Origin of the sequence: Flavobacterium sp. 140616W15 (assembly GCF_003668995.1) — a bacterium.
Lineage (GTDB): Bacteria > Bacteroidota > Bacteroidia > Flavobacteriales > Flavobacteriaceae > Flavobacterium.
The window spans coordinates 3,376,606-3,397,000 of record NZ_CP033068.1; the positions used below are offsets into that span (position 1 = coordinate 3,376,606).

Here is a 20,395-nt window from a genome sequence, read left to right on the forward strand (position 1 = left end):
ATTAATCGAGGCATTTTTTTTTATCCTATAAAATACCTATAAAAATAAATTTTCAAGCCAGCACAAATTAATTCACAAAAACACAATAAACAACACAAATAATCAGAATATAAACAAATATTTTAACTAAAGATAAATTATTTCATAATTATATGCGCGCATAGTAAATATTATAGTTGTAATTATAATATTATTTCTAAATTAGCCTAAATTATTAGGAAAACTGCGTAATGAAAATAAAAATAACTGGAATAGGAAGTTATATTCCACAAAAAGAAATAAGGAATACAGATTTTAACGAACATGTATTTTTAAATGAAGACGGAACTCCTTTTGGTTACCCAAATGAAGTTGTCATCAATAAGTTCAAAGGAATAACAGGTATTGAAAACAGACGTTATGCAGAAGACAAATATACATCTTCCGATTTAGCCTATTTTGCTTCACAAAAAGCAATAGAGAATGCTAATATCGATCCAGAAACGCTTGATTACATCATTTTCGCACACAATTTTGGCGATGTAAAATACGGAACAACTCAATCTGACATATTACCAAGTTTAGCGACACGCGTAAAAATAAATTAGGAATTAAGAATCCAAAATGTGTTGCATATGACATTCTTTTTGGATGTCCAGGATGGATTGAAGGCGTGTTACAAGCTAATGCTTTCATTAAATCTGGTATGGCAAAGCGTTGCTTAGTAATTGGAGCCGAAACACTTTCGAGAGTTGTAGATGATCATGACAGAGATTCTATGATTTATTCAGACGGAGCTGGTGCATCAGTTATCGAAGCTTCGGATGATGAAACTGGTTTATTATCATACGAGAGTGCTACTTTTGCAAATGATGAAGCAGGCTACTTATTCTTTGGAAAATCATACAATCCCGATTTAGATCCTGATACCAAATACATAAAAATGTATGGCCGTAAAATATACGAATTCGCTTTAAGCCAAGTTCCTGCAGCTATGAAAAGCTGTTTAGATAAAAGCGGTATTGCAATTGATGATGTCAAAAAAATTCTGATTCACCAAGCAAACGAAAAAATGGACGAAGCTATAATCCATCGTTTTTATAAACTACATGGAAAAACTCCTCCTGAAAACATCATGCCTATGTGTATTCACGATTTAGGAAATAGTAGTGTAGCAACAGTTCCAACCCTTTACGATTTACTATTACAAGGAAAAATAGAAAATCATGAAATCAACAAAGGTGATGTTATCATATTTGCTTCAGTTGGAGCAGGAATGAATGTTAACGCATTTGTATACAGACATTAATTCGTTTTCAGGAATTATTCAGTCACCGTTTAGAGTATGCTAAACTAATCACTACGACTTAAAACTAAAAAAGTCCGCATTTTAAAATGCGGACTTTTTAGTATATTTGCACCCTAATTAAAATAAGAACGAGAGATTGCTTCGTTCCTCGCAATAACTATGTACGAAAAAACATTTCCGAATAAACGATTCAAACATACTTTAGAATTTCTAAAAAAACACATTACAACATCCGAAACCGTTTTGGACTTAGGAGTTGAAAATCCGTTTTCAAAGATCATGAAAGCTGAAGGTTTTAAGGTAAAAAATACCACAGGAGAAGATTTAGATATCGACCAAACAGTATTTTCTACCGAAAAACAAGATGTGGTTACCGCTTTCGAAATCTTCGAACATTTGCTAAACCCATTCACTATTTTAAACGAAATAAAATCAGATAAACTATTTATCTCGATTCCTATGCGTTTATGGTTCTCACCAGCATATCGTAGTAAAACAGATATGTGGGACAGACATTATCACGAATTTGAAGATTGGCAATTAGATTGGCTTCTTGAAAAAACAGGCTGGAAAATAATCGACAGACAAAAATGGACCAATCCAGTAAAAAAAATCGGAATCCGTCCTTTATTGCGAAGCTTTACAAATAGATACTATATTGTTTACGCAGAAAGAAAATAATTTTCAGTATCAGTTTTCAGTTTATTAAATATGAAATATTACATTGTTATACCGGCACATAACGAGCAAGAATATATTGGTTTAACGTTGCAGTCATTGATTTCGCAAACCGTTTTACCAAAAAAAGTTGTTGTAGTCAATGACAATTCTACCGATAAAACGGAAGAAATTGTATTGAATTATGTCAAAGAAAATCCATACATCTCATTGGTTAATAAAACCTCGAGTGCTATACATTTGCCAGGAAGCAAAGTAATCCAAGCATTTCACAAGGGGTTTGAAACACTCGACGAGGATTATAATATCATTGTAAAATTAGATGGAGATTTAATTTTTCCTCCAAACTATTTCGAAACTGTTATTTCTCACTTTCAATCCGATCCAAAAATCGGAATGGCAGGAGGTTTTTGCTACATAGAAAAAAATGGAGATTGGATATTAGAAAATCTAACCGACAAAGATCATATTCGTGGTGCACTAAAAGCCTATCGAAAAGAAACTTTTCAACAAATTGGAGGCCTAAAACCCTCAATGGGCTGGGACACAGTAGACGAATTGCTTTGTAAATATTACGATTGGAAAATAGTTACCGATTCTTCTTTACACGTAAAACACCTTAAACCAACTGGTGCTAATTACAGCAAAACAGCACGTTATAAACAAGGTGAAGCTTTTTATACTTTAGGCTATGGTTTTTGGATCACTGCAATTGCATCTGCAAAACTAGCAATGATGAAGAAAAGACCTTTTCTATTTTTTGATTACATTAAAGGATTTTTGAAAGCAAAAAAAGCAAAAACACCATTATTGGTAACCGATGCACAAGCAAAATTCATTCGAAATTATCGTTTGAAAAAAATGAAAGAAAAGCTTTTTTAGTTCAAGCAATCAAAAAAACTATAAAATCTAAACCGTAAACTGGCAACTATTTTCGTAATTTAGCCCATATTCGTAAAAACTATGATGCTCATTCGTTATTTATCCCAAATAGGAAGATACTTCTTGATGCTTAAAGAAATTTTCAATAAACAAACCAAATGGTCTGTTATGAAGAAACTAATCTTTAAAGAAATTGATGACTTAATTATTGATTCCCTTGGTATTGTTTGTTTCATTTCATTCTTCGTAGGAGGAGTTGTTGCAATTCAAACCGCATTAAACTTAACAAATCCATTAATTCCAAAATACTTAATTGGTTTCGCAACCAGACAATCCGTTATTTTAGAATTTGCCCCAACATTTATCTCTGTTATTATGGCAGGGAAAATGGGCTCTTTCATCACATCGAGTATAGGAACTATGCGAGTAACCGAGCAAATTGATGCGCTGGAAGTTATGGGGGTTAATTCATTAAACTACCTGGTTTTTCCAAAAATAATTGCTTTACTACTATATCCTTTTGTAATCGGAATTAGTATGTTCTTAGGAATTTTTGGTGGTTGGCTAGCTGGAGTTTATGGCGGTTTTACAACCAGTGATGATTTTATAATGGGAGCACAAATGGAATTTATTCCGTTTCATATTACTTATGCTTTTATTAAAACGATAATATTCGCCATGCTATTGGCAACTATTCCATCTTTTCATGGCTATTATATGAAAGGTGGTGCACTAGAAGTAGGAAAAGCAAGTACAGTAGCATTCGTTTGGACATCTGTATCTATTATCCTTTTTAATTATATACTAACACAATTGTTATTAGGCTCATGATAGAAGTAAAAAATATAGAAAAATCATTTGGCGACAGCAAAGTACTTAAAGGCGTTTCGACCGTATTTGAAACTGGGAAAACAAACCTAATCATTGGGCAAAGTGGATCTGGAAAAACGGTATTATTAAAAAGCTTACTAGGTATTCATGCTCCAGATTCTGGAACAATTGAGTTTGATGGTAGAGTTTATTCAGAACTAGATCCAGATGAAAAAAGAGAATTACGTACCGAAATCGGAATGGTATTTCAAGGAAGTGCCTTATTTGATTCCATGACCGTTGCCGAAAACGTTGCTTTCCCTCTTAAAATGTTTACTACAGATACTGGATCTAAAATTCAAGATCGTGTAGATTTCGTTTTAAAAAGAGTAAATCTAATTGATGCTCATAAAAAATTACCGTCGGAAATCTCTGGAGGAATGCAAAAACGTGTAGCTATTGCTCGTGCTATTGTAAATAACCCTAAGTACTTATTTTGTGATGAACCAAACTCTGGTTTAGATCCAAATACTTCGACTTTAATTGATAACTTAATTAAAGAAATTACCGAAGAATATAATATCACAACCGTAATTAACACGCATGATATGAATTCTGTAATGGAAATTGGTGAGAATATTTTATTCTTAAAAAATGGTGTAAAAGAATGGCAAGGAACAAAAGAACAGATTTTTGTAACTGATAATAAAGCTATTGTAGAATTTGTTTATTCATCAAATTTATTCAAAAAAGTAAGAGAAGCTTATTTAAAAGGATAACCTTTCGGTAAAATTCTAAAATAAATTACAAGCCATTTAGAAATTAAGATAATTTAAGATTCAGTTCTTAAACTTAATTTCTAAATGGCTTTCTTTTTTTTTGCAGTTTAGAACTAATTCTTAACTGGTAATAGCTCTACTTCTGCATTTGGATTAAAAAGATAAGTCCTCCCGGAGCTTATTTCGAGACATTCAAACCGTTTGGTCCTTACGGCCATCTTCTTAAAAATTTTTCCGTTATGTATCCTAAAAACGCTTCCAAATGGTATTTCAAAAATATAATTCTTATCGTTTTCTTGATCATATTGTTTAAGAGCCAATGACAATGTTGCATCAGTGTCGCTACTTGCTGTAGGATTTTTAAAATGTTTGGCTAACAATGGTAATAAATGACTCGGAAAAATCTCCGGTCGTATAAATGGAACCATTAACCGCTGGAAAGAATATTTCCATTCATTTCCATGAGGTTTAATATTTCTTCCAAATTTCTCAAAGGCTACCAAATGAGAAATTTCATGAATTAGTGTAATCAAAAACTTGTATTTATTTAAGCTAGAATTCACAGTAATTTCATGTTTACCGCTTGGCCCTTTTCTATAATCACCATGACGTGTCTGACGTTCATTTACGATTTTCAGATGAACTTGATTGGCAACAATCAAATCAAAAACAGGTATCACTGCATGTTCAGGTATATATTTTGCTAGAGTTTGGCTCAAATTAATCGGGTTATTTAATATCTGACAAATCTAAGAAATCATTACTTTATAGCTATTTAAATAAAGTAAAACATTTATAGGTTTAAATATTTTATATAATTTTCATTTACATCCTTTTTAACTTCTCCATTAGCATCCATAAATACATTTAGTTTAGCCTGCCTACGTGTAATCTGATCTTCCATTTCTTGTATTTTACGCTCTTGATAATCTAATACTCGTGCTTTTTGAAGATATTCTAAACTACTTTTATAATTACCTATAAAAGCAAAACTAGAAGCTATATTAGCATAACAAGCCCAAATAGCTACTTTTTGTCCTTTATCATTTACATCTAATTGCTTAGAGTAGTTGTACATTTTTAAAATAAAATCAGTGAAAATTCTTTTTTTATCATTAAAATTTTTATAGTTTTTCAAACTTTCTCCTCTTGTAAAAGCTGTAGAATTATCCTTCACTGTCAAATTGTTATTCTCTATAAATTCAGTACTAGCTAACAAAAGCGCCTCATCTAGTATAGGCTCAGCTTTAGATTTAGTCCAGTTTTCCATTGCATCTATATCTTGATTTAATTTAAGAAACAAAGGATTTTTATCTGCTTTAGAGATTCTGGAAAAAAAATAACTATCCCCATAATGTGCAACACCTATCCAGGAATCAGCTCTTACCTTCATATTTCCCTGAATATTCTTTACAAGTTCATTATAAATAAGATTCTTATCAATATTCGTAGCCACATAATCTATAGCTTCTATTTTTGTTTTAAAACTAGATTTAGCTCCCTCAAACCCCATAGCAGTTTCAGACAATCGCTCTTTAATTTTGAATGTTTTTTCCATCACCACATTACTACTTATACTATTTTTAACTTTAAAAATAACATCATACTTAAAATAGGCGATATAACCAAAAGGTGTTTCTGCATTTCTATGCTCTTCAATTTCTCCTAAATAAGCAACGTTATCGATAGAGACATCAAGTATAAAATGATCATCAGCCTTGTATGAGTAATTCACATGACCTAGATCAACTATAGACTGAATAGCTGTACCATTATAATTTACTTCACTTTCCGTACCTGAAAGAAGTAAAAGTAAAGGCTCTTTTTTAAAAAACACATTATAAGAAAGTCGATTTCTTTCCCCTTTTTTCACCCCATCAACAAATACAGATATTGGATTTTCAGACAGGTTTATATTCACGGCATAAGTTCTATACCCAACAGGCAGATAACTTTCTGGAAGAACAAAATTATAGAAACTCAAATATTCTGATTTATAAGATTGGGCAGATAAATTTTGATTAAAAAAAGTGGTAATAAATAAAATTGTAATAAGTAAAGTTTTTCTCTTCATGGCTTAAATTAATATCTTATAGGGTTTTATTGATTAGAAAATGATGTATGGTTTGCTTATTATCTAAGGATTCGTAGAAGAAACCTCCAACACTTTTCCGTTAAAATATTTATTCCCATTAAGGGTAAAATCGTAAATGTATGTTGCCATTCCCTCTGCCGAAATTGGTGCCTGATATCCTGGAAAAGCTTCTTGCAACATTTCTGTTTGAACAGAACCTAATGCCAAAACATTAAATGAGATTCCTTTTTCTTTGTATTCTTCAGCCAATAATTCTGAGAGTGTAATCACGGCTCCTTTACTAGAACTATACGCTGCAAGTCCTGCAAATTTAAGACTACCGCGAACACCTCCAATAGAACTTATTGTTACCACATGACTTCCTTTTTGAAGATATGGCAAACAAACTCTAGTTAAATTGGCTACTGCAAAAACATTTACTTTATAAATATTTTCAAAATCGGCCTGAGTAGTTTCTGCAAAAGGCTTTAAAAGCAAAGCTCCAGCATTATGCACCAATGCATCTACTTTTTTCCAAGTCGAAGAAAGAAATTCGTCTACTTTGTATAATTCAGACTCATCGGATAAATCAATAGAAAGACAAGTCACATTAGAATGTTCCAAAAGCAATTGAGGGATTTTTCTTGAAATTGCCAATACCTGATGTCCAGCATTTGCAAATTGCAAAGCCAATTCATAACCTATCCCCCTACTCGTTCCTGTGATAATAATATTTTTCATCTGGCAAAAATAAGGAAAACCAATAAAAAAGCATAGCTTATTTAGTCATGATAATCTCTTTTGTTGGAGAACTTGCCATATGCGTCACCGCAGGCAAAAATTCTTGAATAAATGAAGTCATATGTGGTACATCCATCACTTTAAATTCATCAGAAACATGATGGTAGAACTCAAAGTTTTCGAAATCAAATGTACTTATAGATTGGCAAGGAGCATTAAATGCTTCGTAAAAAGGAAAATTATCTGATCTGAAAAACAATTTGTATTCGGCTTCTTTGGGTAAAAACCCAATAGTTTTATCTCCAGTATATTCATTGATTTTTGTTGCCATATTCGATTTATCAAAACCTGTAATATAAGCTAAAAAATCACGCTTCATTGGCACACCAATCATTTCGATATTTAACTGAGTATATAAATTAAAGTTTTGGCTTTTAAGTTTTTTAGCCAAATGTTTAGAACCCAAAAGTCCCTTTTCTTCTCCTGCAAAAAATACAAATAACACACTTCTTTTATTCGATTTCGTTTGACTAAAATACTTAGCCATTTCAGCAACTGCTACAACTCCAGACGCATCATCATTAGCACCATTATTTATAAAATCGCCATTAAGCCCTTTTTTATCAATACCAATATGATCATAATGTGCACTTAAAATCACAAATTCTTTTTCAAACTAGGATCTGTTCCTTCTAAATATCCAACTATATTATATGCTGGAGCTTTAAACGTAGATAAAGTATCTCGATAAGAAGAAAAATAAGGTTTCACATTATTACTCTTAAAAAAATCTTCTAGATAAACAGCTGCTTTTTCAATTCCTTTTGTTCCAGTTTCCCTACCTTCTAATTCATCTGAGGAGAGATATTTTAAAGCCGAAGATACTTCACTCTCTTTTACTTTATAATCAATTACTAATTTTGGATTTGACTGCGTTGCTTCGATTGCAACTTGTGTATTGGTTTTACACGCAAAAAAAATAAACGGAAATAAAAAGAATAGTTTTTTCATTACTGTGGTTTGATTTAGCTAAGTTTTAAGCTTTACATTAAAATATTTATTATACACTTTAAAAGTCTGAACACCTGCCAAGACAATGAAAAACAACGGAATAAGAATTGACATCACATAGTTAAAAACATATAATGTATTCTTAAAAATGAGTTGCAATATTAAAATAAGGCTTAGCATTCCTAAAAAAACTCCAATTAAAGTTCCTGCAATATAATAATATTTATAATTCTTTTCTATAGAAATAAAATTCTCATTTATTAAATACAAATTCCACCCAGTCCAGAAAGGCAATTGCAAAAAATTAAAACAATTAAGTAAAACTCCAATAACAAAAGGAGAATACATTATATATTTCTCTATGTAACTATCGTTATTTATAGTTGTATCAGCATGAGCATAAAATGAATAAGACAGAATCAGCATGAAAGCAATTGCAAAAAAGTCTATCCCTTTCATTAATTTTCTATTATTCACCAGCTGTTTTGCAAATAATAGCGTAAAGTAAATAACGAATGATTCTACAAAAATGATCCCTAACAGAAACAAAAACAAATTATGAAATCCTGTTTTATTATAGATTTCAAATCCAACTAAGTTTAGATATCCAAGCGGAATTGAGCCTAAAAAACTAACCACAAAACCTACCGAAATATTCTTAATCCGTTTCATCGTTTCAAAAATTTACGATTTTATTACTTTGTGCCAAGTGCAATCGATATTCATTTATTCCAGTTTTATAAGCCAAATACGGCACTCCTTTTTGGTGATTTGCAATACTTATTTCATACATATAAGTAATATGTCTCGCGAGTTCTTTCCATGCAAACCATAAGGAATGCTTTGGGTCATAAATATGCGTTGGTTCACTCGCTGCTCCATTTAATTCAACAATCGAAAAGTTTTCTCCTCGTTCTAATTCTTCTAAACTATTGTACATGATATCAAATCTCCCAAAATAAAACTCTGGAATTTGCATACAAATAGCATTAATTGTTTGAGTAAGTTTAGGAGTAATCCAGTGGCTTCCATCTAAAAATTTTGCCCCTCTGGCATGGTTCCCAAAAGGCATTAAATTAAGCTGTTCACCTGTAGACAAAACTCGTTGTAATGATGTACCGTATTCTTTTCTTAAAGCATCAAGTTGTAGCTTATATCTAGGAACTTCATTTATTAACTCTTCGATAGTTGCAACGCCATTACCAATGACTATCAGAAATTCTTTAGAAACAATTCCTGTAATTTTACCTGTTTTATCATTGGGGTGACGAACATAGAATATTCCAATTTCATTTTCAAATGGAATTATATCCTGCAATAAAAAATCAAAATTTGCTTTTGTCGCATATTCCTTCAACTCCTCAACAGATTTAATTTTTTTCACACCTGAGCCTCGTAACCCTATATCTGGTTTTGCGATTAATGGAAACCGAATTCCTTTTTCTACAATTGCAGCTACAATATCTAACAGAACAGATTTCTCCTTAATTAAAACAGTTTTAGGATAATATTTTTTTGGAATCAAATCATAAATTGCTTTTTTGCTTTCCATCATAAATCCACCGTTTTTAATTCTTGGATTAGATGCATTAAAGAAAAATATTGACTTTGCTTTGATGGCATAAAAACCCCAAAGAAAATAAATAGGTATATACAAAATCTGAAATGGCCAATATTCCCAATTGCCGATTTTATGAAAAAACAGTTTCATCTTTTATAGTTTTAAATTGTAATAAATGATGTTAGGTAGTCGAGATTTATAATTAAATCATAATACCCTAGCGTCACTTTATTCTTTTCGACTACAGCTTGAGTAATACTCAATGTTTTTAATTTGTTGTCACGATTAATAACTAATCCGTTTTCATTATTATCTTTTTCAGTGTATCTATGAAAGTCTAGCATTTCTGATGCTGAAATTTCATCTTTACCTGTTAAGAATGAAGCAAACCAGCTGGCTCTTTTCTCTCTTATTTCTTCTGAATATAGAGTAACAGAAGACCAAATATGATTTTCATTCGCATTCAACTCTATCGTTTCTTTTTGAAAACCATCCCAACGCAACTGAAAAAGCTTGTTTTTCTCATATAAAACCAATGTAAAAGGTTCAATATTTTCTAAATTTATTACACTCCAAAAGTCTTTTGGTGATTTGTGTTCTATAATATCCAAAACAATTAATCCACGACTTTTTCGATAAGGTAATTTAACTTCATGTTTTACTGAAGCACCATTTAAGAGCACCAAAGCTGTTCCTTCATCGTCTACTACGTACCAAGTACCTCCTGCTTTTGAATCTTTTGGAAAAATCAAATGCTTCCCTTTTCTAATATAATTCTTAGGCGGAATCGCACTAAGCCGCATCACTTTTTCATCCCGATTAGAAGTCAGAATAATTTTTCCTTTACTATTTACAAAAGTTACTGTACACATTGTTTTCTATATTCGATTGTAGAACGTGCTACACCAAAATTTTTATCTAATACAACATTATCACACTGAAAAAGAGCCACTTTTATCAACGCTTGATGATGGATGCAATGTTCTAAGTTGTACAATAACTCTCTATAATAATTACTCTGGATTCTGAACGTAAGACCATTAATATTCTGTTCCAAATAAATTATTTTATTATCACTTTTTAAACCTGATTTTACATCAAGAACGAATTGTTTCGCAAATTGTATTTTCGTTTCAATGCATTTATCACGTTCTCTATTATCATAATTTAAAATACCAGAATCGTAACTATTTTCAAGACATTGAAACATTTCAAGAATATGTCGGATATGCTCCCCAATGCTTGAATCACTTAGAACTCCGTGAGGTTTTGAATATTCTTTATCCGACAATTGATCTAACAAATTTGTTAACTCATCTAAACTGTGCTTTATTGATTTTAATAACATGACGATTTCATTTTAAAAGGGTAAGTATTTTATTTCTATTTAGATAAAGTAATCCCAAACAACAAATTAATGTAGTTAGAGCAAGCCAAAAAAGGAGCCCTCCATCACCTTTAACTTCAATTCCTAAAACAAATAAATGCGAAAGAATAGCACCAATCATAATACCACATCCGCCTAAAGCTCCTAGCCACGTTGTTTTAGGAATTAAAGTTAGAATCGCAACAACCAATTCAGCAATTCCAGTTCCAATTCTTCCATAAGGTTCAACCTCTAAAGTCGAGAAAATATAAATACTCTCAGGTGCACCGGTAAACTTAAAATACAAAGTCTGCAATAGAATTGCTGAAGCAATTATTCTTAGAATCCAAGCTATGTGTTTCGTTTTCATCCTTAATTATTTATATATCCTCTTCCAATTATTCTCTGCTTTTGCTTTTAAATTTATTTCATCTTCATTCCATCTTTTCAAAGTATTATTAAAAAAAGCATTGTAAAATAAATAGAGTTTCTCATCAATGATTTTAAACGTTTCAGGATTTATTTTAACCTTATCTCCCGAATCTCCCATTGCAAAAGCGCACCATCCACCAAATTGTGGTTCAAATACCGTAGGATTTTTGATAAAAACATCTTTATTTGTAGCCGATGAGAATTTATAAGTAACTCCCATATAAGATGTTTTAAAATCATCTTTACCTTTTATAGCTTTATTTTGCTTAAAATAAGCCACAGGATCATAACCTTGTATAGCAACTTTATTATCTAAATTAAACTGAGTAATTCTTTTCGCATCATTTTGTGAAAACATAGTAATCGATACTAAAACAAACACTATTGCAACTATCTTTTTCATCTTACTTTATTTTAAGTTTTTTGCAACTGCAACCAATAATTCAGTAGATATGCGGTGTTTAAAATCTGGTGCTATATATTCAAATTGAATCTCTCCTTCTTTATTTAAAATAAAGACTGAAGGTACTGGTAAGAATAACTTATTACCTCCATTAGAATGTACGTTTAAAATTAATTTATAGTTTTCTGGAGCTTCAAAAACAATTCCCATTGCCTTTGCTAATTCTCCTTTGCTATCAGAAAGCAACAAATAATTCAGTTTATCTTTTTCTTCAGTGATTTTTAAATTATTAGACGAGTCAGAACTTATAGCGATAATTTGATATCCTAAATCCAATAGTTGTTTTTCGGCTTCAGCCAAAGCTGATAAATGAGCATTGCAGTAAGGACACCACCCGCCACGATAGAAAACTAAAATTGTTTTCTTCTTTTTAAATAAATCTAAAAGAATAATATCTTTATTCTCTGATGATTTTAAAGTAGTATTTGGAATTTTTTCACCTATTAATAAAGGTGAAATATCCGTTGCCAATTTGGGCATCATGCTTTGAGCATGTATTATTGAGCTTATTGCCACTAAAGCAATGCAAATTATTTTTTTCATAGTCTTACATTTTAATAATGTAAAGCTACTTCGGTATTGCAAACCAAAATGTCGGCTAGATTACAGTTCTAATAAAATAATTATAATTTAGTAATATCCTGTATTATAATTTCTTTTCGATTGTAAATTAAAAGCTTATTTGTTTCTAATTCATTAATCAATTGAGTTGCCGTTTGTCTTGAAGTACAGATAATTTGAGCAATATCGTTTTGAGTTAAATAATTCTCGATTGTTACTAAGTTTCCAGCCTTCACTCCTTCTTTTTCAGCCCAATCTTTTAAGAACTGAATCAATCTCGTTCTGGCATCTTTAGAAATTAAGTTGGAGTAGTTATTTTTGATACGTTTCATCTTCAGCCCAACAAATTTTGTATATGATAGTGCTAAACTCGGATTTCGCAATAATAAATCCTCAAAATCCGACATTAAAAAACTACAAATAGAAACATCTTCTGAAAGCACTTTTGCATATTCATTTGCTTCCTTATCAGTCTCTAAAGTCAGTTCACCAAACAGATCTCCTTTCTGAATAATATCTTTTATAGTTTCATTTCCTTGTTCATCGACTGCAACAATTTTGATATTTCCTTTCTTCAATAAGAAAATACGAGGCAAATCAGAAGAAGAGAAATAAATAATCTCCCCTTTTTCTGCTTTTTTAAAACCTGTAATGATACACAGTTGTTTTATTTGTCCATAACTTAATGTCCGGAACAATTTGTGATCACGCAAATACCAATATTTTAAATCTTCGTACATAATATCCAATCTAGGATTGTAAATGTAATTAATTTTAAATTTTAAAAACAAAACCCTTTCGAAGTCATATTATCGAAAGGGTCGTTGATCTTAATTAAATTAAAAGATTATCCAGCAATAACTGCTCTTGAAATTACTATTTTTTGAATTTCTGAAGTTCCTTCATAAATCTGAGTAATTTTTGCATCACGCATAAAACGTTCTACATGATATTCTTTTACGTATCCGTTTCCACCATGAATTTGCACAGCCTCTACTGCAGTATCCATTGCCACTTGCGAAGCAAATAATTTAGCCATAGCACCGCTTACATCGTAATTGTTATGTTGATCTTTATCCCAAGCTGCTTTCATACAAAGATGACGGGCTGCTTCAATATTTACCGCCATATCTGCTAATTTAAAAGCGATTGCTTGGTGGTTGCAAATTTCAGTTCCAAAAGCTTTACGCTCTTTTGAATATTTAAGTGCTAATTCATAAGCTCCAGAAGCTATTCCTAATGCTTGAGAAGCTATTCCGATTCTTCCACCTGCTAAGGTTTTCATAGCAAACTTAAATCCAAATCCATCTTCACCGATTCTGTTTTCTTTTGGCACTTTTACATCACTAAACATTAATGAATGCGTATCTGAACCACGAATTCCCATTTTTTGCTCCTTAGGACCAACAGAGAAACCTGGCATATCTTTAGTCATGATTAAAGCATTTATTCCTTTATGCTTCAATTCTGCATGAGTTTGTACAATTACAATATATACTGAAGCAGTGTTACCATTAGTAATCCAGTTTTTTGTACCGTTTACCAAATAATGGTCACCCATATCAATTCCTGAAGTCTTTTGTGATGTAGCATCACTTCCTGCTTCTGGCTCGCTTAAGCAAAAAGCACCGTGAATTTCTCCCGAAGCTAATCCTGGTAAATATTTTTGTTTTTGTTCTTCGGTACCAAAAGCTTGAAGTCCCCAACAAACTAATGAATTATTTACCGACATAACTACAGAAGCCGAAGCATCAACTTTCGAAATCTCTTCCATTGCAATTACGTACGAAGTCGTATCTAAACCACTTCCTCCGTATTTAGGATCTACCATCATTCCCATGAATCCTAGTTGTCCCATTTTTTTTATTTGTTCCGTAGGGAAAATTTGCTTTTCGTCTCTTTCTATCACACCTGGCAATAATTCGTTTTGAGCAAAATCTCTAGCGGCTTGTTGTATCATTAAGTGCTCTTCGGTAAGATTAAAATCCATAGTATTATAAAATAAAAGTTGCTTTTTGTTAAAAAAATATATTCAAAGGTAATTTTTTATACTGAAATTTTCAATATTGGCAAGCATTTTTGAGTAAGGAAAACAGCTCACTATATCGTTATCGTAATAATATCAAGGACTTTGCTTCAAAACAACTTTTCAGTAATAATTAATTTTACGTTAATACGCGCCAAATTAGCTTTCGAAATACTTAAAACACAACCATTTTTTGCATAAAAAAACTACGTCCTTTCTATAAAAATACTCAAAAATCACATCAATTCAAAAATAACAAAAGACTACTCTAGATAATTCCACTTCATAACCAATCTAGAATTTATTAATAATATGATTTTTCTCGTAACAACATATCGAAAGTAATTAGTAAAAATACGATTCAATACTTTATAGAAATATAAGTTTGGAGAAAGACAGAAGTAGATCTGAAGGATTATATTACTAAAACACCAATATTAGTAAGCCACTAATAACCAAATAGGTAGTTTTCAAATGGACATTTTCTTACACAAGAGATTTTCTCAATAAAAACACTATTTTTTTTTAAAAAAGACAGGAAATAAAAGTATTTTTGCTAAAACTGCACAAATAACATAAATATGAGAAATTATTTACTATTACTTATTGTAATTTTAGTGTTACCATTTTCAAGCGTTACAGCTCAAAAATCTTTTAATATTGATGGTGTTGTAGTACCTAGAACAATGCAATTTCAAAGTAAAACCTTATCATTAAATGGTGCTGGTGGTAGATCAAAAATGTGGTTAGAAGTATATGTTCAAGCTTTATATTTATCCCAATTGAGTCAAGATCCCCAATTTATTATTGATAGTGACACCGAAATGGCTATTCGAATCGAAATTACTTCATCAATGGTATCGTCTAACAAATTAACAAAGGCAATGAATAGTGGTTTCGAAAAATCAGCTGGAGACAATTTAGAAGCATTACGTCCCAGAATCGAACAATTTAAAAGTTACTTAAGTGACGAAATAACACAAAAGGATGTTTTTAAACTTATATATTCTCCAATTGATTCGTCTGTATGGGTATTCAAAAATGATATTTTAAAGGGAAAGGTAGAAGGATTTGATTTCAAAAAAGCGCTCTTCGGAATTTGGTTATCTGATAAACCTGCTGATGAAAAATTGAAAAATCAATTATTAGGAAAATAATTTTCAATACTATCTAGTTTAAAATATCAAACAAATTATTGAACAATATTGTAATAGAAAAAGAACAGTAAAGAAAATTTTTCTAAGACATACTAACTAAAATAATTATACTAACCAGCTTTAATTTTTAATCTAAAATTATTTCCAAAAAGACAAAAACCATATTTGTAAGACAAAATAACAATTAAATATTTTTTTCGTATTTTTTTTATTACAAATTATTTGTTAAATTTAAATATACCCAAGCTCAAAAATAAAACTGGCTTCGCTACCTATTAGCGAAGCTTTTTTTATGGCTAAAAGAGTAATCCTAAATACAAACTCATTTAACGATAAAAATCTAAATCCGTACATTAACTACTGATAATAAGAATATTAATTCTAAAAAAAACAATATTCTAATGCACAATCTACAAAACAAAAAAATTTAAATAAAAAAATGATATAGAAAAAGTAACTTCTCACTAGCAAAACAACAATTATATAAAACACTGATTACTGGTAAGTTAAACAAAACTAAAAATTCTATAAAGGTTAAGATATTTGAGTTAAAAATAAGTATATTCATATAAAAACACACAATTAAACATATTTTTGTAAGAAATAAGATAAATTACAAAATATGAAAAAAATTTAACGTTACTTATACTAATTTCTACTTTGCAATTCGCAACTATTTCCGCACAAAAAACTTTTACCGTAGAGAGTGTTGTACTACCAAGAACAATCCAATTTAAGAATACAACTTTATCATTGAATGGTGCTGGTGGAAAATCAAAAATCTGGTTAGGATCATGTGTACAATCATTGTATTTATCACAGTTGACTCAAGATCCTGAATATATTATAGATGGTGATATTGAAATGGCAATCCGCATAGATATAACCTCTACGATATCACCTTCAACCAAATTAACAAAACTAATATATGACCATTTTAAAAAATCTGCTGGAAATAATCTTGAACTCTTGAGATCGAGACTAGAAGAATTAGATAATATACTTAGTGGGGAAATGAGACAAAAAGATGTTTTTAAATTTATTTACTCTCCTATTGATCCTACTATATTTGTCTATAAAAACGATGTATTAATAGGGGAAATTCAAGGGACTCATTTCAAAAAAGCCTTTTTCGGAATTTGGCTATCTGACGAAGCTGCTGATAAAAAATTGAAAAATCAATTATTAGGAAAATAATCCTCACTTTCTGACAAAACAAACATCAATCTAATAAGATTCTATTATAACAAAATTACAAGTCTAATTACTCAAAAATTGTGTCTTTATATATTACGATCAATATCAAAAACATTTAGCAAGAGCAAATGATTTATTATTTTATCTAAAAGTATCCTAAAAAAAATCATAATTCAACTTTGTAAGATAAAACATATTAGAATTAATTAAATTTAGTAGCTTTTATTTTACAAATAAATAGTTAATTACAGAATAATTAAAGTAGATTTGACATATCACATACACAAACACAAAAAAAGCAGCCTATTTCAAATATAGCAATACATGACTCCTTATAAACTTCTAATAATTTTTCAGTTTTATTCGCTAAAACCCACACATTACACACTGAAAACAAGACAATTACAACAAAAAAATACAACTATCCCATTTAGGAGTTATATCTTAAAATGGAAAATTAAAAGGGTTCAATAAATTAAATAACCGAGGCTAAAAAACCTCACTTAACAATAATCTAAAAAAACTAACCAACTAATAATATGAACTTTAACTAAAACAAAAAACATTCTTAAATAAGTCACTTTTATCAAAAAGACAGCTTAATCACCCATGAAATATAGAAATTAGGGGTATTTTTGTAAAAATCACAAAATTTACAAAAAGATGAAAAAATTTTTAATGCTATTGACAGTAATTTCAACTTTACAATTCACCAATGTTTCTGCACAAAAAACTTTTACTGTTGATGGAGTTGTTTTACCAAGGACGATTCAGTTTCAGAACAAAACCTTATCATTAAATGGTGGTGGCAACAGGTCTAAATTATGGTTAAACTCATGTGTTCAATCATTATACTTATCGCAATTAACTCAAGATGCTGATTATATCAGGCAAAGTGACACTGAAATGGCTATTCGTATTAGTATTACTTCCACAATTGAACCAGCAAGTAAACTTACAAAACTTATATACGAACGTTTCGAAAAATCTGCTGGAAATAATATCGAACTCTTAAGACCAAGACTAGAACGGTTTACTAATTTACTAGCTGGTGAAATAAAACAAAAGGATGTTTTTAAATTTATTTATTCTCCAGTAGATCCTGCTGTCTGGGTTTATAAAAACAATATTCTAAAAGGAAAGATTAAAGGAAAAGATTTCAAAAAAGCACTTTTCGGAATATGGTTATCTGATAAACCTGCTGATGTAAAATTAAAAAATCAATTATTAGGTAAATAAATATTGTAATATTTTCAAATGTTAGCTTTCAATTAAAGCACGTTAAATAAAGTATTTAAGGAAAAAGACTTCTTATTTGACCAGAAAATAAAGAAATAAGAAGTATTTTTGCGAAAAATTTAAATTACAATACTAATGAAAACTTTATTTCTATCACTTACAATAATAATGACTTTGCAATTTTCAACCGTTTCGGCTCAGAAAATTTTTAATATTGAAGGTGTAATGGTTCCAAGAACAATAGAATTTCAGAACAAAACTTTATCATTAAATGGTGCAGGCGGAAGAACAGCAATGTGGTCAGATTTATATGTACAGGCATTATATCTATCGCAATTAAGTCAAGACGCAAAGTTTATTCTTGATAGTGATACTGAAATGGCAATTAGAATTGAAATCACCTCTTCAATGGTATCTTCTAAAAAGCTAACAAAAGCAATGGATGATAGTTTCCGAAAAACTGCTGGAGATAATTTACAATCATTGCTACCTCGAATTGAAAAATTTAAAAGCTACTTAAGCGAAAACATAACCAAAAAAGATGTTTTTAAACTTATATATTCACCTTATGATGCTTCAATCTGGGTATATAAAAACAATAATTTAAAAGGAAAAATTGAAGGAACAGATTTCAAGAAAGCTCTTTTTGGTATCTGGTTAGCAGACAAACCGGCTGATGAAAAATTAAAAAATCAATTATTAGGTAAATAACAATTTTTAGCTAATTTGGTTAAAAAAACATCATTATGTGAAGCAATCGATTTTTTTTTCACAATACACATTTCGCATTAACCTATTTTTTATATTTGTCTAAATTAAACTAATCGCAGTAAAATGAAAGATTTATTAAAGAAATTTGAAAATAAGGAACCTGAGATCGTATTCAACTGGAAAGATTCTGAAACCGAAGCCGAAGGATGGACAGTAATTAATTCCCTTCGAGGTGGAGCCGCTGGTGGGGGTACTCGAATGCGAAAAGGTTTAGATGTAAACGAAGTTTTATCATTGGCAAAAACAATGGAAGTAAAATTTTCAGTTTCTGGACCTGCGATTGGCGGTGCTAAATCTGGTATCAATTTTGATCCAAATGATCCTAGAAAAAAAGGGGTTTTACAACGTTGGTATAAAGCAGTTTCTCCATTACTAAAAAGTTATTATGGAACTGGTGGTGACTTAAATGTTGATGAAATTCACGAAGTGATTCCAATGACCGAAGAATGTGGTGTTTGGCATCCGCAAGAAGGGGTTTTTAACGGTCACTTTAAACCTACTGAAGCAGATAAAATCAACAGAATTGGTCAATTGCGTCAGGGAGTTATCAAAGTAATCGAAAATCCAAAATTCTCCCCTGATGTAACAAGAAAATATACAGTTGCTGATATGATTACAGGTTTTGGTGTTGCCCAAGCTGTACGTCATTTTTACGCTACTTATGGTGGTGAGGTAAAAGGTAAAAAAGCTATCGTACAAGGATTCGGAAATGTAGGATCTGCTGCTGCTTTTTATTTGGCAGACATGGGAGTTAAAGTAATTGGAATTATCGATAGAGATGGCGGATTAATTAAAGAAGAAGGTTTTTCTTTTGATGAAATCAAAGCATTATTTTTAGCCAAAGATGGTAATAAACTTGTTGCTGATAATATGATTCCATTTGAAGAAATAAATGAAAAAATATGGACAATTGGAGCTGAAATTTTCACTCCTTGTGCAGCTTCTAGATTGGTAACTCAAAATCAAATTGATGCTTTAATTACTAATGGTCTAGAAGTAATTTCTTGTGGTGCAAATGTACCTTTTGCTGACAAAGAAATTTTCTTTGGCTCTATAATGGAACAAGTTGACAGTAAAGTGAGTTTAATTCCTGACTTTATTTCAAACTGTGGAATGGCACGTGTTTTTGCTTACTTCATGGAAAAGAAAGTACAAATGACCGATGAAGCTATTTTTAATGATACTTCAGAAATTATAAAAAATGCAATTGTTAAAGCGCATGCTTTAAACCAATCAAAAACAAATATCAGTGCAACTGCATTTGAAATAGCACTGAAACAATTAGTATAATTTTTTTATACTTTATCCTAAACGGATCAAACTTGTATTTTACCTGTTTGATCCGTTTTTTTTGTTCTT

General features: G+C 30.6%; 21 protein-coding genes and 2 pseudogenes. 10 read left to right on the top strand and 13 right to left on the bottom strand.

Annotated elements, in window-relative coordinates:
• Nucleotides 1-230 precede the first annotated feature (230 nt).
• The 5 genes and pseudogenes from EAG11_RS14790 (at nucleotide 231) to EAG11_RS14810 (ending at nucleotide 4,437) form a co-directional block, all read left to right on the top strand.
• Nucleotides 231-1,288: pseudogene (locus tag EAG11_RS14790) on the top strand (3-oxoacyl-ACP synthase III family protein).
• Nucleotides 1,289-1,447: 159 nt separating this feature from the next.
• Nucleotides 1,448-1,969, top strand: coding sequence for a methyltransferase (locus EAG11_RS14795; protein WP_129539832.1), 522 nt, complete (start codon nucleotides 1,448-1,450; stop codon nucleotides 1,967-1,969).
• 30 nt (nucleotides 1,970-1,999) lie between these two features.
• The gene (locus EAG11_RS14800; protein WP_129539833.1) at nucleotides 2,000-2,848 is read left to right on the top strand and encodes a glycosyltransferase family 2 protein; all 849 of its coding nucleotides are present in this window, start codon (nucleotides 2,000-2,002) and stop codon (nucleotides 2,846-2,848) included.
• An 81-nt stretch (nucleotides 2,849-2,929) separates the two neighbouring features.
• The gene (locus tag EAG11_RS14805) at nucleotides 2,930-3,679 is read left to right on the top strand and encodes an ABC transporter permease (RefSeq protein ID WP_035619715.1); all 750 of its coding nucleotides are present in this window, start codon (nucleotides 2,930-2,932) and stop codon (nucleotides 3,677-3,679) included.
• A complete protein-coding gene (locus EAG11_RS14810; protein ID WP_129539834.1) occupies nucleotides 3,676-4,437 on the top strand; it encodes an ABC transporter ATP-binding protein in 762 nt (253 codons plus the stop codon). Before EAG11_RS14805 ends, EAG11_RS14810 begins: the two co-directional genes overlap by 4 nt.
• 113 nt (nucleotides 4,438-4,550) lie before the next feature.
• Here the strand turns inward: EAG11_RS14810 and EAG11_RS14815 are convergent, their stop codons facing one another.
• From EAG11_RS14815 to EAG11_RS14875, 13 genes and pseudogenes are all read right to left on the bottom strand, one after another.
• On the bottom strand, nucleotides 4,551-5,156 hold the full coding sequence (locus EAG11_RS14815; protein WP_129539835.1) for a SprT-like domain-containing protein: 606 nt from the start codon (nucleotides 5,154-5,156) through the stop codon (nucleotides 4,551-4,553).
• A gap of 74 nt (nucleotides 5,157-5,230) precedes the next feature.
• The gene (locus EAG11_RS14820; RefSeq protein ID WP_129539836.1) at nucleotides 5,231-6,511 is read right to left on the bottom strand and encodes a hypothetical protein; all 1,281 of its coding nucleotides are present in this window, start codon (nucleotides 6,509-6,511) and stop codon (nucleotides 5,231-5,233) included.
• A gap of 63 nt (nucleotides 6,512-6,574) precedes the next feature.
• On the bottom strand, nucleotides 6,575-7,252 hold the full coding sequence (locus EAG11_RS14825) for an SDR family oxidoreductase (RefSeq protein ID WP_129539837.1): 678 nt from the start codon (nucleotides 7,250-7,252) through the stop codon (nucleotides 6,575-6,577).
• Between the two features lie 37 nt (nucleotides 7,253-7,289).
• Nucleotides 7,290-8,263: pseudogene (locus tag EAG11_RS14830) on the bottom strand (M20/M25/M40 family metallo-hydrolase).
• A gap of 18 nt (nucleotides 8,264-8,281) precedes the next feature.
• Complete coding sequence (locus tag EAG11_RS14835; protein ID WP_129539838.1) at nucleotides 8,282-8,935, bottom strand: hypothetical protein; 654 nt, start codon at nucleotides 8,933-8,935, stop codon at nucleotides 8,282-8,284.
• A gap of 4 nt (nucleotides 8,936-8,939) precedes the next feature.
• Complete coding sequence (locus EAG11_RS14840; RefSeq protein WP_129539839.1) at nucleotides 8,940-9,974, bottom strand: D-alanine--D-alanine ligase; 1,035 nt, start codon at nucleotides 9,972-9,974, stop codon at nucleotides 8,940-8,942.
• 11 nt (nucleotides 9,975-9,985) lie between these two features.
• On the bottom strand, nucleotides 9,986-10,696 hold the full coding sequence (locus tag EAG11_RS14845) for an NRDE family protein (RefSeq protein ID WP_129539840.1): 711 nt from the start codon (nucleotides 10,694-10,696) through the stop codon (nucleotides 9,986-9,988).
• The gene (locus EAG11_RS14850) at nucleotides 10,684-11,172 is read right to left on the bottom strand and encodes a DinB family protein (RefSeq protein ID WP_129539841.1); all 489 of its coding nucleotides are present in this window, start codon (nucleotides 11,170-11,172) and stop codon (nucleotides 10,684-10,686) included. The genes EAG11_RS14845 and EAG11_RS14850 overlap by 13 nt, the downstream gene beginning before the upstream one ends.
• Before the next feature lie 7 nt (nucleotides 11,173-11,179).
• Nucleotides 11,180-11,560 (bottom strand): DoxX family protein, encoded by a 381-nt coding sequence (locus EAG11_RS14855; protein WP_129539842.1) that lies wholly within the window; start codon nucleotides 11,558-11,560, stop codon nucleotides 11,180-11,182.
• A gap of 6 nt (nucleotides 11,561-11,566) precedes the next feature.
• Nucleotides 11,567-12,025 carry a YHS domain-containing (seleno)protein gene (locus tag EAG11_RS14860; protein WP_129539843.1) on the bottom strand — a complete coding sequence of 153 codons (459 nt, stop codon included), beginning with the start codon at nucleotides 12,023-12,025 and terminating at the stop codon, nucleotides 11,567-11,569.
• A gap of 6 nt (nucleotides 12,026-12,031) precedes the next feature.
• Nucleotides 12,032-12,628 carry a peroxiredoxin-like family protein gene (locus tag EAG11_RS14865; RefSeq protein ID WP_129539844.1) on the bottom strand — a complete coding sequence of 199 codons (597 nt, stop codon included), beginning with the start codon at nucleotides 12,626-12,628 and terminating at the stop codon, nucleotides 12,032-12,034.
• Nucleotides 12,629-12,708: 80 nt separating this feature from the next.
• Nucleotides 12,709-13,386 (bottom strand): Crp/Fnr family transcriptional regulator, encoded by a 678-nt coding sequence (locus EAG11_RS14870; protein ID WP_129539845.1) that lies wholly within the window; start codon nucleotides 13,384-13,386, stop codon nucleotides 12,709-12,711.
• A gap of 107 nt (nucleotides 13,387-13,493) precedes the next feature.
• Complete coding sequence (locus EAG11_RS14875; RefSeq protein ID WP_129539846.1) at nucleotides 13,494-14,636, bottom strand: acyl-CoA dehydrogenase family protein; 1,143 nt, start codon at nucleotides 14,634-14,636, stop codon at nucleotides 13,494-13,496.
• Between the two features lie 617 nt (nucleotides 14,637-15,253).
• Between EAG11_RS14875 and EAG11_RS14880 the strand changes: the two genes are divergently transcribed.
• From EAG11_RS14880 to EAG11_RS14900, 5 genes are all read left to right on the top strand, one after another.
• Nucleotides 15,254-15,829, top strand: a complete 576-nt coding sequence (locus tag EAG11_RS14880; RefSeq protein WP_129539847.1) for a chalcone isomerase family protein — start codon at nucleotides 15,254-15,256, stop codon at nucleotides 15,827-15,829.
• Between the two features lie 660 nt (nucleotides 15,830-16,489).
• The gene (locus tag EAG11_RS14885) at nucleotides 16,490-17,026 is read left to right on the top strand and encodes a chalcone isomerase family protein (protein ID WP_242499170.1); all 537 of its coding nucleotides are present in this window, start codon (nucleotides 16,490-16,492) and stop codon (nucleotides 17,024-17,026) included.
• Nucleotides 17,027-17,689: 663 nt separating this feature from the next.
• A complete protein-coding gene (locus EAG11_RS14890) occupies nucleotides 17,690-18,265 on the top strand; it encodes a chalcone isomerase family protein (RefSeq protein WP_129539849.1) in 576 nt (191 codons plus the stop codon).
• Nucleotides 18,266-18,400: 135 nt separating this feature from the next.
• Entirely contained in the window at nucleotides 18,401-18,976 is a 576-nt protein-coding gene (locus EAG11_RS14895) for a chalcone isomerase family protein (RefSeq protein ID WP_129539850.1), read from the top strand.
• Nucleotides 18,977-19,099: 123 nt separating this feature from the next.
• Nucleotides 19,100-20,326, top strand: a complete 1,227-nt coding sequence (locus tag EAG11_RS14900; protein ID WP_129539851.1) for a Glu/Leu/Phe/Val dehydrogenase dimerization domain-containing protein — start codon at nucleotides 19,100-19,102, stop codon at nucleotides 20,324-20,326.
• Nucleotides 20,327-20,395 lie beyond the last annotated feature (69 nt).